This is a genomic window from Paenibacillus polymyxa (genome assembly GCF_018614975.1).
Classification (GTDB): Bacteria; Bacillota; Bacilli; order Paenibacillales; family Paenibacillaceae; genus Paenibacillus; species Paenibacillus polymyxa_E.
Window position 1 is genome coordinate 1 of sequence record NZ_JAGGNR010000003.1, and the last position, 16804, is coordinate 16804.

The 16804-nt window shown below is 37.6% G+C and carries 11 protein-coding genes; 1 reads left to right on the plus strand and 10 read right to left on the minus strand.

From position 1 onward, the window contains the following. Positions 1 to 375: 375 nt before the first annotated feature. The 4 genes from J7E78_RS00485 to J7E78_RS00500 form a co-directional block, all read right to left on the minus strand. Positions 376 to 792: a hypothetical protein gene (locus J7E78_RS00485; protein ID WP_215074445.1), complete on the minus strand. Its 417-nt coding sequence runs from the start codon at positions 790 to 792 to the stop codon at positions 376 to 378. Between the two features lie 45 nt (positions 793 to 837). Next, on the minus strand, positions 838 to 1383 hold the full coding sequence (locus tag J7E78_RS00490) for a GrpB family protein (RefSeq protein ID WP_215074446.1): 546 nt from the start codon (positions 1381 to 1383) through the stop codon (positions 838 to 840). A gap of 99 nt (positions 1384 to 1482) precedes the next feature. After that, positions 1483 to 2055 (minus strand): hypothetical protein, encoded by a 573-nt coding sequence (locus tag J7E78_RS00495; RefSeq protein WP_215074447.1) that lies wholly within the window; start codon positions 2053 to 2055, stop codon positions 1483 to 1485. Between the two features lie 104 nt (positions 2056 to 2159). After that, positions 2160 to 3650: a glycoside hydrolase family 43 protein gene (locus tag J7E78_RS00500; RefSeq protein ID WP_215074448.1), complete on the minus strand. Its 1491-nt coding sequence runs from the start codon at positions 3648 to 3650 to the stop codon at positions 2160 to 2162. Positions 3651 to 3831: 181 nt separating this feature from the next. Here J7E78_RS00500 and J7E78_RS00505 point away from each other — a divergent pair, with 181 nt between their 5' ends. Then, complete coding sequence (locus tag J7E78_RS00505; protein ID WP_215074449.1) at positions 3832 to 4734, plus strand: ArsR/SmtB family transcription factor; 903 nt, start codon at positions 3832 to 3834, stop codon at positions 4732 to 4734. A 170-nt stretch (positions 4735 to 4904) separates the two neighbouring features. Here the strand turns inward: J7E78_RS00505 and J7E78_RS00510 are convergent, their stop codons facing one another. From J7E78_RS00510 to J7E78_RS00535, 6 genes are all read right to left on the minus strand, one after another. Continuing rightward, positions 4905 to 6587, minus strand: a complete 1683-nt coding sequence (locus J7E78_RS00510) for an interleukin-like EMT inducer domain-containing protein (protein WP_215074450.1) — start codon at positions 6585 to 6587, stop codon at positions 4905 to 4907. After that, positions 6584 to 7507, minus strand: a complete 924-nt coding sequence (locus J7E78_RS00515) for an interleukin-like EMT inducer domain-containing protein (RefSeq protein WP_311516901.1) — start codon at positions 7505 to 7507, stop codon at positions 6584 to 6586. The genes J7E78_RS00510 and J7E78_RS00515 overlap by 4 nt, the downstream gene beginning before the upstream one ends. Before the next feature lie 11 nt (positions 7508 to 7518). After that, a complete protein-coding gene (locus J7E78_RS00520; RefSeq protein ID WP_215074452.1) occupies positions 7519 to 10095 on the minus strand; it encodes a sulfatase-like hydrolase/transferase in 2577 nt (858 codons plus the stop codon). A gap of 108 nt (positions 10096 to 10203) precedes the next feature. After that, the gene (locus J7E78_RS00525; RefSeq protein ID WP_215074453.1) at positions 10204 to 12960 is read right to left on the minus strand and encodes a glycosyltransferase; all 2757 of its coding nucleotides are present in this window, start codon (positions 12958 to 12960) and stop codon (positions 10204 to 10206) included. Continuing rightward, complete coding sequence (locus J7E78_RS00530) at positions 12947 to 13810, minus strand: hypothetical protein (RefSeq protein ID WP_215074454.1); 864 nt, start codon at positions 13808 to 13810, stop codon at positions 12947 to 12949. The genes J7E78_RS00525 and J7E78_RS00530 overlap by 14 nt, the downstream gene beginning before the upstream one ends. Before the next feature lie 17 nt (positions 13811 to 13827). Beyond that, positions 13828 to 16758, minus strand: a complete 2931-nt coding sequence (locus J7E78_RS00535) for a glycosyltransferase (RefSeq protein WP_215074455.1) — start codon at positions 16756 to 16758, stop codon at positions 13828 to 13830. Between the last annotated feature and the right edge of the window lie 46 nt (positions 16759 to 16804).

The following is a 16804-nucleotide window of genomic DNA, read 5'->3' on the forward strand; positions in this document are numbered from 1 at the left end:
TTTGTAGGGGTACAAACATTTACCGAGGTTGCGGTTCTTTTTCTACCTTTTATTGGTTATTCAACACGCGTGCTTTTTTATATACAAAATTACATGAATACCTGCATAAATAAACAGGACATTAAACAAATATAGAAGTACATTTAAATAGATGCCAGATATAAACCAGATTGTTCCCTCAGAATTAGCATAATGATAATCCGTAAAGAATCGGAGCGGGAAACCATAATCTGTTCGGAGCGGTCCATCTTCAGTATGTAAAGTTCCAGGAATACATAGGACGGCTAATACAGCAAGCCAGGCTGATAGATTCATTACTCTTTTGTTTATCCTCAATACATCTCCTCCTGACGAATCCATTTAACTCAATTCAACTCAACTCTTTCTGCTTCGCATTTTTAACAGAACTTCCAATCCCATATCGATCAGTACAAATAGAATAGCGGCAAGAACGCCAAATAAGGTCAGAACTAACGTCTCTTTGAAATCCAAGATTGCTTCTCCTGCGCCCATGACCAGATAATAAATATACATGCCTAAAACTCCAGCACATGCATAGCCTAATATCCTAGTACTTAGATACAACACATGATTGGGGAATTGTATTCGGCTGAGCAGATAGTCTAGCAATATCGATAAAGGTAGCCCGATCAACAGGATCAAGGGAGTCGCGTATACCAGATAAATAAGAATGTAAAAATCAAAACTGTAGGATTCATTCATCGATATGAGACTTGCAGCCAAAGTAAAACAAATGATGGTTAGAACGGTTGTCATCAGCTTTCTTCCCATGTTCATCTCATCCTCCAATACAGTTATCTCTATCATTGGATGTGCTCATGCGTCAGATTTTGCCGGTTGCCATCCGATTTCTTGAGACCAACGATGTGCTCTCTGTAATATGCTCCACACCATTGGTCCTTTTCCTTCAACATATTTGGGACGCTGATCTTTATACAATGACATGAGTCTGTGCTTTTCTTCTGCATATTTCAAACAATCTTCTGGATGCTCCCTTAAATAGTCTCTGAACAGCAAGGTCATCTGCTCGGAGAAACTGCCTACTTGTCTAACGTGTATATGTATCCTTCTGTTTCCGGGTTCTTCACGAAAGTAACGTTTAGACTTATCTGGATTTTCTGCTCTGAATACAAATCCGACTGTTTCGATCTCATGTTTGTAGTCCAACAAATTTTCATACTGGGAAACAGATATTTGTATATCTATGATGGGTTTGGCATCTATTCCGACAATTGAAGTGGACCCAACATGATCAATTCGCACGGCCTTTTCTCCTAACGCTTCTCTTAATTTCGAACCCGTTTCGAGAAACAAATCACGCCATGCCGGATCATACTTTGCAATTCTCCATTGATCCTCCATACAACTCCTCCTTGGTTATTCAATCAAGCTATATAATTAAATAACACGTTCTTTTAACCTTTTGTTACATGTAGATTATTTAGTGATGCCATATTGATATCATGCAAAATCATCATTGTTTATCCCTAGTTCTATTTGTTTTTTGAATTCAATCATGTATTCGTACACATCATCAATTTCTGTTATCCCTTTAATATTCTCTTTTAACAGTTCGATAATTAAATTATAATCACTCTCTCTCATTCTTATATCTTTCAAATAGTTATCGTTATAGTCATTCATAAAATCTAATTTGTTCTTATAAAATCGAAATCTCTCCAAAACATATACTTCCTTAAGATTAATAAATAATGCTACAAAATCCTTAAAGTTTCTGGCCACTAAAGTTACTTGATTACCAAACGCCGTAGGTTGGATAAAGATAACCGGAGCTTCTTCCAAATCACTAATGGATCTGTTAAACGTGAAAAAAGCAAAATGGTCACCATCTGCCCCTGTTCTTCCAAATATAATGGCATCATCTGGCGTACAGTAGTATCTATCCTCATCATTGTTAAAACTAATATAAAAACCCATATAATCTTGAAGGGTTCCATCATGTTTTTTACGTAATTCTTTATCTATTCGAACGATGCCTTCTAAGGATTCTGGCATTTTATAATGTACTTCCATGTTTACATACCTCTCTTCTATTGGCATTTATTAATAGATCTATTTCTTTATTTTGACACAAATTTCAAAAAAGAGAAGGACCCTTAGGCCCTCCTCTTCACTTCTTAATGATATTCACATTTAAAATTTGTAAACTTAGCCGTAGCATCTTGCCCAGTCGCGTATAAACCAATAAGTACGCCTGTAAAACCTCCTGCCACCTCCGAGGAAAGGTATCTCGTCTGTGCCGTGCCCAGCAGAATCTCTTCACCATCTGCTTGAAGAATGAAGCTGTAGCGTTCTTGACTTGAGCGGATGACCAGCGTTGCATACTGTTTATTTCCCAGATCCACTTCGTGTTCAATGGTTTTGATATCACCGATATTCAGACGCTCGATCAACTTATAGCCGTCCTGCTCCTGACGAATAGCCACTTCATAATGATGATTCTCATCCATATAGATCGTGATACCAGCTTCGCCGTTCGTTAGACTGACATCGACAGAGATCATAGCATTAAAGTCTTGTTGACGTAACCCGATGAACGTCGGGGATGCTGGAACGTCCAGTGTCACTTCAGTTCCTCTTAGCGTAAGCTTGTCCGATTCAAGCTGATAATGCTCTGTATTTGGATGACGAAGGTAACACCAGTCGAGGTTCCAATCTGTATTTTCAAACGTATAATTCTTCTTATCCTGCTGGATCACCGTGCCCGGGATACGATTGGTCTCAAAACTCGTCAGTGTTGTGCCTTCATGCCCGGCTGTAAACCATCCGTCTTCATCAAACGTAATCGGAGTCAGGAACACTTCACGGCCCAGATGATGGTACGTAGCCCATCTACCGATCTGTCGGAATCCCAGGTGAAAGAGCCACCAGTTTCCCCAATCATCCTGAACCAGATCACCATGCCCCACACCCTGCAACTCATAACCTCCCAGATTGCGGTTGGTCAGAACCGGATTGTGCGCATAGGCTTCAAATGGACCTGAAGAAGAAGTTCCCCGAGCATACGTAACCATGTGACCATACTCCGTGCCGCCCTCAGCTGCAAGCAGGTAATAGTAACCGTTCATTTTATAAAGATGCGGGCTTTCCAGATATCGTCCACCTGTTCCGTTCCATATCGAACGACTCGGGGTCGTTTTGCGACCAGTTTCAATCTCAAGCTCACACTGGACAATTCCGCCAACACCCTCATCATCTACCCCGTTACTCATAAACAAGGTCTTCCCATCTTCAAAATACAAATCCGGATCAATCCCACCTTGATCCACATCGATAGGCTCAGACCATTCTCCGTAGATATCGTCCGTCCAGACATAGAAATTCTGATGCGTCGTATCATTTGTTGTCACCATGTAAAAACGTCCGTCATTATGCCTGATCGTTGGGGCAAATACACCCCCGGAGCTGTTCACGGTTTCCAAATCAATCTGATTTTTACGAGTGAGGCAGTGACCAATCTGCCTCCAATTCAGCAAATCCTTACTCTCAAAGAGCGGTACGCCAGGAAAGTATTGAAAGGAACTGCACACCATATAGTACGTATCATTGACTTTGATCACACTAGGGTCTGGATAGAAACCTTTTACAACAGGGTTATTGTATTTCATTACTCCATTCCACCTCTTATTATAAAATTCACAAATATAAGAATTCAACTTCGTAACAACTAAAAAAATTAAACACCATTAGGTGTAAACTTGCAATGAATCTAGATTGCATCTTGGAGTTTAATTTTATTAAATTAATATATATGTGATTTTAGAAGATTGAGGGTAGGGAGTTGTACAGATGATCAAAGCAAATGGGGAGCTCCAGTTCCTTCCTTTATATGAGGCGCTGGCAAGCGAAGTCAGATGGAGAATCATGGATATGATTGCAGATCGCGAAAAGAATGTGAAGGATATTGCCGCAGCATTAGAGCTCAGCCCCTCCATTGTCACGATGCATATTCGCAAACTGGAGGATGCGGGTCTAATTGAGAGCAAACGAGTTCGCATCAACGGAGGAACACACAAATTATGTTACCTCAAGCAAAATCAGATTGAGATCGAGCTGCCATCCGCAAGCCGAACTTCACGAACCAGAGAGCAGACGATATCCATCGGGCACTATACTGCTTTTGATATCCACCCTACTTGTGGGCTAGGGACACTTGAGAAAGAAATCGGCGTATGGGACGATCCGCGTTACTTCCTTGATCCCGAGCGGGTACACGCTGCTATCCTGTGGTTTGGGAAGGGCTATGTTGAATATAAAACACCTAACTTTGTACTACCGAATCAGACTACCGAGGCTATCGAAATTTCAATGGAACTAGCCTCTGAGGCTCCGGGATTACGGGACCATTGGCCTTCCGATATTCGTTTCACCTTCAATGGCATTTCTCTTGGAACGTGGACAAGCCCTGCCGACTTTGGCAGAGCAGCACGCGGCAAGTATACACCAGAATGGTGGCATCGCAATGTGAATCAGTATGGATTATTGAAGACCATCCGTATTGATGCGTCCGGTGCCTATATGGATGGTGAGCGGATTTCAGACATCACACTCGCGGATATTAAGCTTAGCGAACCGTTCTGGACGCTTCGCTTCACAGTTGACGAGAAAAGCTCCAACGTAGGCGGATTAACGATCTATGGTGCCGGTTTTGGTAATCATGATCAGGATATTGTTATTCGTGTACTGAGTTAATTTTTAGTTACAATAGGATATCCCTCTCATACTAGAGAGGAGAACATCCAGAGCTAGCCCTATACAACAAAATGAGCACATACTTTTATCACCGACCAACTAGACACCTCAATACGGCTGTCTAGTTGGTCGCTATAGAACCAATCGCTGTACTATCTCGGCTAGATTCTCTAGTTAGACTTAATCTCGTCGTAAAATAGATTAAATTCCTCCAACGTATTTATTAGAAAAAGCTTTGGAGCAATCTCTTCAAGGGTTTGTTTGCTATATCCCTCGAATATTTTTCCTACATTTGAAGACTTCTCAAATCTTTTTTCAATGTATAGTAGCAACATATCTCTGATAGCCCTAGCCTCGGATTGATATCTCGTAATTTCAGTCGTTATATCTGTGAAGGATAAGATGTCTGTATAAAAACCATTAACATTCATATTGACGTATTTTTTAACCTGCTCCAGATCGTTAATTGTATGCAGTACAACTTCCACGCCGAGTGATTTTAATTTTAACCCAAAATCAGAGCGGTATCGCTCTGGATATGTAGTCACTACATCAATGGATTTGTCTTGAACAAATTGAATCACCTGTTCATCAGTAGAGTTCGTTGCATATAGTGTATATATATAACTTGAAAATGGGAATAACTCCTCCAGAATTGAATACATTTCTTCCGAGTAGATCTGCGGCACGATGCGCATAAGTAAATCATAACCATAAGGTTCAACTGCTGATATGATTCTATTGAATTGAGCCTTTATAATGTCAGCTTCCAGATATTTAGTATCTGTTACGATATATAAATCGGGATAATTAGCCATCAGCTCGTAGATATCTGTAATTGTAAGTGGTGTAAACCTATTTAAAACTCTAAGTTCCTTAAATCTCTCCAGAGAAAGAGGCTCATCTTCTTCTATTCCTTCGGGGCGTTTCTGCTCTAAGTGATCGTATAAATATGCTTGCCAATCATGTCTAGCAACCATTTCACCATCAGTGGTTAACTCAAAATCGATTTCAAAAATGCGATGCCCTTTGACCCTGTAATTCCATTCAATCGCTTCTCTGCAGTTCGTATAAGTAACACCCTGAAACATGCCCCCAGCATGACTAACAACACTAAATTGAGTGTCATCTCTTTTTAAGGAAGAGGAAGGAGGTGTAGCCTTGAATAAACTACCTTGGATGTAAACTGTAGAGAACGTGTCAAAATTAGTTGTGTTTACCTGATGAGATTCCGTCCAACTTACAATGTTCATTCCTCGGGAATTCAGACTTCTCTCAACGCCATTTAAGATTACGCTGCTATAATTTCCTGAGGTTGCTCCGCTACTTTTTATGAGTAACTGGTTACCGTCTAACATTCCTTCCCAACACAATTCTTCCGCTGAACAATCTTGATGTATTACTTCATAATTATTCTCATCTGTTTTTCGTGCCAGCCAAATATAACTACAACGGAGTTTTCTTCTATCCAACATTGTAATACCGAGAGTCTTGACTGATTCCAGGATGTCATCCTTGATTTGTTGACTTCCATCATCTTTAATGGAGATTACAACATAAGATCTTACTTCCATTTCCATCAGATACTGAACCAGGGATTTCCCCTGTGCAACTTCTACAGAATAATTATATCGACGTAATTGAGGTATATAGATACTTGGATGAAAGTATACTATTTTTCGATTTAATTCCAAATTCAGCTTAGTAAAGTCTTCAATTCGTATTTTGTTCTCTCGATAAAAATTACTACAATATGCAGCGTAAGCCAAGCCAATCTGACTTTTAGGAAAACTAGAAAGTGGAATGTAAATGGCTCCACGATCCAATAGTGTGAGATCTAGTTCGGCATTCACATTTGTTCCTCCTCAGGATATGCACAATATATCGTATTATCTTCAAAAATACTCACAAACGTATCCACTCTGTGAACACTTTTCACTTTTGATTCCATTAAATCATACAACACAATATTCATGCCTCGTAAATTAGGAGAATATTCTTCTCCTCCTATTTTCACACTCGAAATATTGCCACTGTTATAGCCTGCGCTCTTCATTTCCAGATGAATTGGCATGACAAAATCATTAATTTTATAACCCGATTTAATCTCCTTAGATAATGCTTTGTCAGAAACGTCTTCATACAGGCTGATATACTCTCGTTGCCCCTTTTTCCAAATTACATTCATGTAACTTGAACGCAAATATTCACGAGTCAACTTCTGCACACCGTAATCTGCAAGTTTCTCTTGCCATTTATGATTTAGTGCTTGAGAACCATCATCCTTCACAGAAAGTAAAATTAATGTAAATGGATTGACTTCATTTAACAAATCCGCAAAGCTTTTCCCCTGGACAACTTTGATATTGTATCCTTTGTTCCATAATAATGGCATGAGGAGCGGATCATCAAAATGTACTATAGGTCGCTCTACTTGAAAATCAAGATTTCGTTCCTTAACCAAAGTTACAGCTTTACTTCTATAAAAGTCCTTGAATTTATTGTACTCCTCCGATGCTCGATACCACTGTGGGTTATAGACAATCTTAATAGGAGTCTCAAGATCTTTCTCCAATAATTTATACCACTCCGAAAAAATAACAGCATTGGATTGCTCAGGTTCTTCTTGCACAATGAACGACTTTACCACTTCTACTTCTTCTTCCTCTGACTGTATCTTAATATGCCCTTGTCCTCTCTTTAGTGAAAAAGAAGCAAGTATGGAAATCCACAAGAGAGCAAGTGTTGTTGCAGCTATATTTAAACTAAGCACAAACAAAATACTTACCCCCCATTTATAGCATCACTTTTTACAGCTTTATACATTCCATTATTGACAATTGTACTAATATACGTATCTGTCCAAACCGATTGCAATACCTTTGATGTCTTCATATCGACTACAACAATATTAAGCCCACGATGATTTAAACTATGGGAAGAACCATTAATATTGATCTCAGAATGATTCCCGACAAGTGCACCCATGCTCATCGCACTGAGTTTAAACGGAATGTACACTCCATTAAAGAACTGGTTTTTGTCCAAGTGAAGTTGGATCGGCTCAGTTGAAACCATTTCATAAAATGAAGCGAATTCCTTATTTTTATAAATTAAATTAATATAACTACAGCGGTAATTAGATCCTGCCTTCAGTTGGCTAAATCCATACGTTTGAATTGTGTTATAGTATAGATCGTCAATCTTGCTTGACGCATCGTCCTTGGCAGTAACTACAATACATACATCATCTGGCAAACTATTCAGGAAATTTTCTAGTGAGTCAGCTATCGCATCAGAAACAAGATAGCCTCTATCACGAATACCATCGATATATTGTGGATCTTCAAAATAAATCTTTTGTTGATTCATATCAAAATCAATTAAAGAATAAAATTGGATATTCCGGTTCGTCTGCAAACAATAGAACCTCTGAAGATTTTCTAAAATCAAAGGATTATTTAGTGTCTGCCTCTTATACTCATCCTCAAAACCTTTTCCTATTGGTATGATGATAGCATCATGTTCAGCAACAGAAATGAGTTCTTCCAACTTTGGATTAATATCTATTAGTTCGGGGTAATCGTTTACTTTCTCTTCTCTACTATTAATAAGATGATTACCTGTTATTAAATACTCTGATTTAGTAATTTGTTGCTTGCTGTAATTAAAACGGTGCTTGTTTTCTCCAGATATCGGTAATATCATTCTGTTTTTTTTGCGATCAAAAAAAGTACTTTCACTATAATTCCCCGTCACAGAGGCATAACAAAACATATCATTGGACACAAATGAACCCAATGGATACTGCGTTAGAGGTACGGTTCTATTCGGCGAGGATGTAAATAAACTTTCCCCCATCGCATAAGAAATTCCTGGAATACCCATTAAATGCAGTAAAGTTTCACTTATATCTAATGTACTGCCAACATGAGACGAGGAGAAATGAACAGCCTGTTCCCCATCAGCCGCAGCCAAAATAAATGGAATTTTTGCTACCCTCTGCTGATTAATGGATTTAAGAATATTGGCTTGTTCAAGACCTAAAATATCGAACAACTTCGGCAGATTCTCCAGTGTGACTCCTTCATGATCTCCATAGAATGCAAGAACCGTGTTTTGGTGCAAACCTTCTTCTATTAATTGGTTATAAAAGTACTCCAGTGCACGGTCAGTGTAGTTAGCACTTTGATAGTATCCAAACATAAAATCAGTCTGATCCTTCACTAAGTCCAGCCCCCAGTACTTCTGCTCCAATTCAAATGGAAAGTGCGATGTCAGGGTTATCATAAATGAAAAAAACGGCTCTTTCATATTCTTCATTTTATGAATGGCTTGCTTGAAGAATGATCGATCTGACATCCAGTTGGAAGCCCGCTCGGAGGAATTGAAATCTTCCTCTGCATAGAAGGAATCAAATCCGTGAGACTTCATCATGATTCTCCGATTGTAAAAATCCCCCTTATATCCATGGAAGGCCCCGGTCTCATAATGATTTTCTTTGAAAATATGTGCTAAACCACGAAAATGCTTATCAAAATGTTTAAAATTGATAATTTCATTCTTTAATGGATACAGCGAATGTAATGCCGCAAACTCTGCATCGACAGTATGTCCCATAGCGAACTGACTATAGATTTCTGTAAATTCAATATTTTCACGAGCCATACGATTAAGAAACGGCGTCACCTCTTGACCGTTAACTTTGTGTCCAATTAGAAATTGTTGGAATGATTCTAATTGAATAAGAATCACATTCTTACCCTTCCATTTCCCGAAAAATTCATCGTTTGGTCTACTCTTTTTTTCAGAGTCTTCTCTTTCTTTATTGTCACTCAGTTCTTCCTGAAGTCGTTCAAATACTTCTTTATTTTGTATTTTTCTCAACAGATCATTCATATATATAAAATAATAAGAAATGAAAATTCCAAATAAATAAGGATTGGCACTGCCTGTCTTGATCGCTTTATACTTTATGCATGTGACGATGATTAGTGAAACCAACACCAAATTTAGTAGTATACTAGCCATCACTACATTAGGCACCTCTACTTGAACAAGCAGGATACCTGCAGAAGTGAACATGTAAATAAATAAAAAAATTAAATCAGCAGGTCTGACTAGTCCCTTAAGCGCCTGCATTAACATATCTCCGCCTGCGGCAGTAGTCTTCTTCTTCGAAAAAAATTCTTTGATCTGTACCCAAGGTACCAAATATCCGAAAAATCGAATATGAATTAAACTGATATAATAAAGTAAACCAAAAAATGTAATCATCATAACAAGAAACACCGTATTTAGATGATATACCTTTTCAGACAAAAGCCCTACCAGCAGGCTCATAAGTAGTATATGAGCCATAGGTAGAGTTCTGCTACCGAACGCTTTATTTATCGCTATGTTCCATGAAAAGTGCCAAATCAACACAAAAACAGAAATGATCAAAGAGGACATATGCATTCCCTTTCTTTAAACAAACTTCTTCACTGTGTCCGGAGCAAAATAAACTTCTGCATCTAATGACAACCACTGAATTCTTGCAAAACTAAGGTAAATATCCGGTTCTTGTTCCGATCTTATAAAGACTGTCATCCCTTGCTTCAGGCAACTTGATACATAGGGTAACCATTTACTTTTTTCTGCATTTGACCCAACTATAATTTCAATGGTCTCCGCTTTTGAATATTGTATAGAATCAGGCTTGCTTTCCCCTGTCATTGCTTGTTCCTGAAGCAAAGTTTTTATGACATTTTTCCATCTTTCTTTCCAAATTTCTTTATTGAACGCCTTAGAAACTTCAATAGCATTCTCCCCAAACTTCTTCATCAATTCCGGGTTATCCAAGCAAGTTCTTACTGCTTTCTCAAGTGAAGCTTCATTCGGATGAATTAACAATCCATTATGATTGTCAATGATAATATCAGTAAGTCCACCTACCCGGGTCGCAATTACGGCATTCCCCGTAGCACAAGCCTCTAAACAAGAGAGACTAGTTCCTTCACTGTAAAGTGTTGGAATTAATACAATATCTGCACTTTTATACACAGCATGCATATCTTCTGGCTCACTGTGGTAACAATATATTCTTCCTTTCCATTGCTCCATCTTGTTATATATGGCTTGCAAATCCTCTGGGAACCCTTTTCCCACGAAATGGAATTCCACATCAGGATAATCATTTAATATGCTATCAACTATTGCAAGAGTAATATATAATCCCCGTGGCCTATACAATCTTCGTGGGTATACAATTCTTATTTTTCCATCTTTTTTTCTCTTCACTGGGAAAAATTCATTCCGATCTACATAATTAGGAATCGTTTCTATTTTTAAAGATGTGCTATAGGATACGGTTTGGAACCAATTGGCGGTGTTCGTGTCTACGGATACAACCCTTTGGAGATCGTCTGCGCTCTGGATGTATCTATCGTTAACATTCCAGAACTGATCACCATTCTCAAACTGGCTATGTGGCGAATCCCACGCAACTCCATGACTTATCCCTATACTAGGGTGTGCCACGTTAGGATAGGATTGAAAAAATGCAGAATAGATGTTCAGCATGGAGTGCCCTTTAACCATGTAATCGAATCTCCGGCTAAAAGATAAGAGATTCTCCATAGTGAACTCTTCCATATCAAGCTTCTCATGACCTAAACTGTAGACATCTATATCTTTATATTTGCGATACCACGAATAGTGACCGTATTGGTAAATATTCAGGTTCATCCCCAAGTCCGCACACACCTCGTGAAGATCTACAAGATAACGCTCTGCACCACCAGAATAATAATTTTCTCCTTCATAATCTAAGAATGTAGCTGCAAATACATTGACTTGTGCTCGATCAGCAGCTTTATTAGCAAGAACAGGTAAGAATGAAGGGATATTTTCTGAGAGTTCCAAAATAGTGGATGTTCTACGGTTCCACTGATTTTCATTAGCAATCTTATGAAGGTGTTGGACTGCTCTTGAATCCATTCGCCAAAATGATGAATTTAAGGATGTAAACTCATCTGTATTGACTAAAGTGATACCAGGACCCATATACTGTACCACTTCCGCAATGGGGGTAGTTATAATGGGTTTACCTATTGCACAGTATTCAAAAAACTTCACAGGAGAAACTGCGTTTGTTAGATCATTCACCAAAAAAGGAATAATCATTGCATCAAAAAATGCAGTATAATTCTTCAATTCTGAATACGGTTTAGGTCCCAGAAGATGTACATTTCCCGGGAATTTTACATCAGAAAGACCACAATGACCTATTAAAATAATTATTATATCTTTCTGTTTCGCCAATTTTGAAATAAGATCCACGTCGAACCATTCTTCAATTGCTCCATAATAACCAATAGTCTTCTTTCCTCGCTTTATGAAAGGAGATAAATCCTCTGGCATACTGATTATTTGGTTATTCATAACAAAATCTTCAATTTTCACAGCGTTTGGTAAGTACACTGCATCCTTACGTTTAGAGACGTATTCTGATAGTGCATGTGCGGAATACGTAACAAGATCGGCTTCATATAAATTTTGATAATGTGCTGCTAACATACCTTTATCATAGAACGAGAAAAAATCAACCCGATCTAAAACATCATACCAAATTGTTTTATGTGGCAAGTGTTCAATCCAGGCATTTTGCATTAACCAAGAATTTAGAACCAGCACATGATACGTCTGAAGTGCTTGGAGTAGATGACTCTGATTGGATATGATGTACATTCGATCTTGTTCCTTATGTATATTCATACTTTGTGAAGTATCGCAAAAGAAACAAAGGTATCCTCTTTTAGCCAAATCTAACATCATTTGTTGTGGTCTTTGTACTGGATTCCAATGTACAGCATTAGGATACACTACAATTCCAATATATTCATTTTCCTGAATAATGTTCACAATACGGATTGCTTCTTCAGTGATAGGAGACTCCACAACCGTTTTATAATATCTATTCTGAGCGCTATACTCTGTAGAATATAATAAATCATATTTAGCTAATTCATAATTTTGAGTAACCACTCTTTCATTAAGCTGCTTTATAGCTTCATTTTTTTCGATGGCCACTATTTCACGTTTAGATAATTCTGCATTCAAGCTCTCCAACTTCATTTGCAAATCTTCTTTAATCAGTTGCATCTGATTTGTTGCCGCTCGTACATTTTTAATTTCCTGAGGAACAATTGAATATGGTTTAGCTGTGTTGTTAGTTATCGTCATTGAGAGACTCCCCAAAAATCATTTTAATTAATGCTTCATAACATCCTTCATAGGGTTTCCATATCATTGAATCATGTCTTAAAAGCGTGTACCTCTTCCACTTCCGATCGGAATACGTAACTAGATCCGCAGCTTCGAGCAACTCAAAATGCTTTAATTTCGAGGCTGCCTGCTCGCCCCACATTAGGTCGCTATTATTGCACACATCATACCAAATATACTTTTCTTCAATTAAATCTAAAAGTGCTGTTTGTTGTACAGAATTCACCAATATTACAGGTACGATATTTACAGACTTTAACCAGCTTAATAGTTGAACTTCACTTTTATATACATAGTTGTTTTCTGAAATACACTCAACATCTTTTTCTATATCCCTTTCAAAATGAAAACACACGTAATCTCTGTCAGCCAAATCACCTAATAATTCATTAGCCCGCTTAATCTGAAAATCCATCCCATCTAATGAGATGATCACCTGCTTGAGTTGGCCAATTTTTAATGGGATACGACTGAAGCACTGAGTATCAACAGAATCATACGTTGCTTGGTAATAATGTTTCCTATTTGTATAATCATTTTCATAAGGAACTTGTAATCTAGCATTATTCAAAGATATTTCCAAACTATCAATCTGGATTTGTAATATTTGTAGTTTTTCCATATAATCATTAATTTGAAGATCCACACTTGTTAATTTCTTTGAGATGGTTTCGGTTTCTTTTTCTAAGTTAATAATTTCAAGTGTCTTTTTTTTATATACAGACTTCAACTTATCTAATTGAATTTCCAAATGTTCCTGATCTAAACGTTTATCTCCACTGGAATCCATATTCATTTGATTAATCAAGCTACCTTACCCCCTGGTTAAACAAAACTCAGATACATCCATTTCTTCTTCAATTTCCCATGCAACTCATTCCAACCACCATGACTGCCCAACTCAATTTTTGACGAAAGTGATTTTTCATGAATCCGATAGTAATAGAGAGGTTCCGAAAGATAAACGATCTTACCTTGCAGTGCAATCCGAATGGCAAAATCTCTATCCTCTATTCCAAATAATGATTCGTCAAATACTCCCGATTTACGTAATATATTCGTTCTCCAAAAAAATGAAGGTCCACTGTTCTGTAATCCATTAAGTTTATAGTTGAGTTCTCTTTTAGTACCTATGATAATCCCGTCTTCATCCACGTGATAATATGATGAATATGCAGCTACGGCTGTTGGATCACTCTCTAGTTTCAAAACCATTTTCTCAATCCATTTGGAGTGAGTAAAATTGTCGGCTGATGTCCAGGCCATAATGGACCCTGTAGCTTTAGTAACCCCATAATTCAATGCACTAGGAATTCCTAGATTTTCCTTGCTTCTAAAATATTTAATTCTACTATCAAATTTGTATCTATCTACATATTGCTTAATATCAACGGTTGAACCATCATCAATAATGATTAACTCCAAATTAACATAACTTTGCGTGAGGATACTTCTAATACTTTCAGACAAGTATTGGGTATCATTGTAGACAGGTAGAATGATACTCACCAAGTTATCTTTTTCAACAGCGGAGATATCCAGATCAGCTGTAATATCTTCCCTCTTAAACAATAAAGCCCAATCTTGTAGATTCAAATGTTCAAACATCAGACCCAAAATGGATTTACCATTAGCTGAATCTTGGAATATACTCAGTATGGTACGTATTACCTTATCAACACCATCATCTTTGAACTGAGCATGAATGATCTCAACCAAACGAAAAGCACAATCCAGATTTTTATATGAAGATACTTCCAGACCATGACGCATACTTCTAATAGCTTGATCTGCATCGCCTAGTTGCCACTGTAACTCTCCGATCTGCGTCCACCAGTGAGTCTCCTGAATTTTCAGGTGTTTTGTTTCAATAATAGGATTTGCTTCAAGCACTTCATTCAATAATTGTATGGAATCGTTTTTCATTTCATCAACAGTTACATTCTGTGCCAGCTTGCTGTGTACGTAAATAAAATCAAAAATATCTTTGTCATTTGAATCACTATCTATCATGTCATAAACAATATTAGCTGCTTCGTCAATTTTCTCGAGGCAAATATAAGCAAGTGCTTTGAAAAATTGAGATGTTTGCCAGAAGGTATCTTCAATTGAAGTTGATTGTTTAATTACTTCTTCATACCTCTGACACCCAAAATTCGTTAACATCTTATTGAACTCTGGAAAAAATGAGATTCTCTTTATATGATCCTTCTGTCGCTCCTTCGGAACCATAAGAGGTTTTTCTAACATAATCATGTTTTCTTGATAGTTATCACCACTGTTCAAGTAGTTAATTTCCATCTTGGAATCATTATATGCTGCATGTCGTACATCCCATATCCGTGTTTCATGCCACGAACAACCTACCCGTTCAGAAAATCTGTTAATAACAATTTCATTTTTGAAATGATTAATAAAATTAGTAAACGTGTCCACACCAAATTCTGAAGTTAAACGTTCATTAGCTTCCCATTTCCATAGGTAATCGGTTTTATTTTGCTTTGTGAAACTGAGAACTGCTTTTTGCCAATCTGCTTCATAAATGGGTTGTATTTTATTTTTATTCCACAATATTTTAAGCTGTTGCTCAACTGGAAAGTTCTTGTCACACCATACTCCAATATTGTAATTTATATCTTTTAACTTCTCTTTAATGTGAAGGACTAACTCTTCCCAATCGGATTCAAGATCAGGATAAGTAACCAAAACTGCCAGATTCATCTCTTTTACCTCTTTCATTGAAATGTTCCCATGTAAATTTTTATATGATTCTTGTCTTCGATTATAAATTTGTTTCCTTGAGGATATGAAATAATCAGGAAACAATCCATTTTCCTGCCTAATTGAATCAAACCATGCATCAAACCACCTTAGCGATTCTTCCCAAAGCGATTGACTAAAGCATAATTCCCCAGCGATGCAATATGGATCTGAGTAATGAGGTAATTCTGCCACAGAACGCTGTATCAGTAATTGAGCCTCATCGATTTTTTTCAATTGTACATTGGACATGATGCTATAATAATAGGCTTGCGCCCTACTATACCTTCCAGTCAATGGAATATTATCCAAGGCTTTCGCAGCGTTCAGAAGACTCTCATTGTAATCACCACAATTGTAAGCCTCATTGGCTATGTATCTGAAAGTTAATGGGTTAGAGGGGGTCACCGTTAATTCCCTAGTTAAAAGTTCCATGTTTCTTCGATGCTTGCGTTCTTGAAATTCGGGGGAGTATCCAGAATGTATTATCCAAGCAAATGGACAGCTTTGAATTGTTTTCTGAAAACCACTAGTAGAAGAATCACTTAAACTCTCATGAACGATTCCAGTGTATCGAAAAAATTTAGGGGTAAACAATCTTTCCGCATGTGTAAGAGCGATCAGTTCCTTGGTCTCTCCAGTTCTTATATGTCTTATTTCAAGCACAAGCACATCGGTATGATTAAAGTTTTTTTTCTGTACCCAGTCTCTAAAACTAACTTCATTTGACCAAACAAACGCTTCATCCGAGTCCAACCATAAGACCCAGTTGTCATTTTGAACGATTTCAAGACAAAAATTTCTCGCCTTCGAAAAATCGTTACACCAAGAAAATGAATGAATCTCTGCTCCCAACTCTGAAGCAATAAAAACCGTAGAGTCATCCGATCCTGTATCTATGACAATTACTCTATCTACATGATTTTTCAAACTACTTATAGCTAAGCCTATTGTATCTTCGTTATTTTTCGTAAGTATACACGCAGAAATAAACATCTGTTCCCCCTAAATTTCAGGACACCCCAAAGTCACTACATGTTGT

Coding starts and splice junctions, on each gene's coding strand:
- J7E78_RS00500 (WP_215074448.1), bottom strand. CDS start 3,650: ATGAAATACAATAACCCTGTTGTAAAAGGTTTCTATCCAGACCCTAGT.
- J7E78_RS00505 (WP_215074449.1), top strand. CDS start 3,832: ATGATCAAAGCAAATGGGGAGCTCCAGTTCCTTCCTTTATATGAGGCG.
- J7E78_RS00535 (WP_215074455.1), bottom strand. CDS start 16,758: ATGTTTATTTCTGCGTGTATACTTACGAAAAATAACGAAGATACAATA.
- J7E78_RS00525 (WP_215074453.1), bottom strand. CDS start 12,960: ATGACGATAACTAACAACACAGCTAAACCATATTCAATTGTTCCTCAG.
- J7E78_RS00520 (WP_215074452.1), bottom strand. CDS start 10,095: ATGGCTCATATACTACTTATGAGCCTGCTGGTAGGGCTTTTGTCTGAA.
- J7E78_RS00490 (WP_215074446.1), bottom strand. CDS start 1,383: ATGGAGGATCAATGGAGAATTGCAAAGTATGATCCGGCATGGCGTGAT.
- J7E78_RS00485 (WP_215074445.1), bottom strand. CDS start 792: ATGGGAAGAAAGCTGATGACAACCGTTCTAACCATCATTTGTTTTACT.
- J7E78_RS00495 (WP_215074447.1), bottom strand. CDS start 2,055: ATGGAAGTACATTATAAAATGCCAGAATCCTTAGAAGGCATCGTTCGA.